The sequence below is a fragment of the Acidovorax facilis genome (assembly GCF_023913775.1).
Taxonomy (GTDB): Bacteria; Pseudomonadota; Gammaproteobacteria; order Burkholderiales; family Burkholderiaceae_C; genus Acidovorax; species Acidovorax facilis.
In genome coordinates this window covers 1-924 of sequence record NZ_JAMXAX010000312.1, presented here as the reverse complement: position 1 = coordinate 924, position 924 = coordinate 1, and the positions used below count along the sequence as shown (strand labels likewise).

Genomic DNA, 924 nt, shown 5'->3' with positions numbered 1-924 from the left:
CGCATCTACACCGGCGCCGACATGAACCGCAAGCTCGTGCTGGAGCAGCGCGACGTGGCGGTAGCCGCCAAGATCACCGAATACCTCAAGGCCACCGACCGCTACGCCAAGACCATTGTGTTTTGCGAAGACATCGACCACGCCGCGCGCATGCGCCAGGCGCTGAGCAATGCCAACGCCGACCTGTGCGCTACCCAGCCTAAATACGTGGTGCAAATCACCGGCGACAACACCGAGGGCAAGCTGGAGCTCGACAACTTCATCGACCCCGAGAAAACCTACCCGGTGATCGCCACCACCTCCAAGCTCATGAGCACCGGGGTCGACGCCCAAACCTGCAAGCTCATCGTGCTGGACCAGGGCATCAAGTCCATGACGCTGTTCAAGCAGATCATCGGCCGAGGCACCCGCCTGCGCGAAGACCTGGGCAAGACCTGGTTCACGATTCTCGACTTCAAGCGCGCCACCGAGCTGTTTGCCGATAAAGACTTTGACGGCGAGCCCGTGCAAATCTACGAACCCGGTGCAGGCGAGCCCGTGGCGCCGCCCGAGCCACTCGGCTCACCCCATCCATTCGACCCCACCCAACCCGTTCAGCCTGAGCCTGTCGAAGGCCAACCCCTCGGCCCGTTTGCGGGCGGCAGCGGCGCAGCGGACGGCCCGAAGAAATACATCCTCGGCAACAACGTCACCGTGATGATCGCCCGCGAGCGCGTGCAGTACCTCAACGCCCAGGGCCAGCTCATCACCGAAAGCCTGCGCGACTACACCCGCATCAACCTGCGCAAGCGCTTCGACTCGCTCGACCAGTTTCTGCAGGCCTGGCAGCAGGCCGACCGCAAGGCCGCGCTGCTGCAAGAACTGGAAGGGCAGGGCGTGCTGCTCGAAGCCCTGGCCGACGAGGTAGGCAAAGACCTTGACCCG

Annotated in this window: 1 protein-coding gene; it reads left to right on the top strand. The window is 63.7% G+C overall.

The window, feature by feature from the left end; all coding sequences use genetic code 11:
• Positions 1-924 (top strand): type I restriction-modification enzyme R subunit C-terminal domain-containing protein (locus tag NFX52_RS30360; RefSeq protein ID WP_289781650.1); only part of this gene is annotated, 924 nt, incomplete at both ends.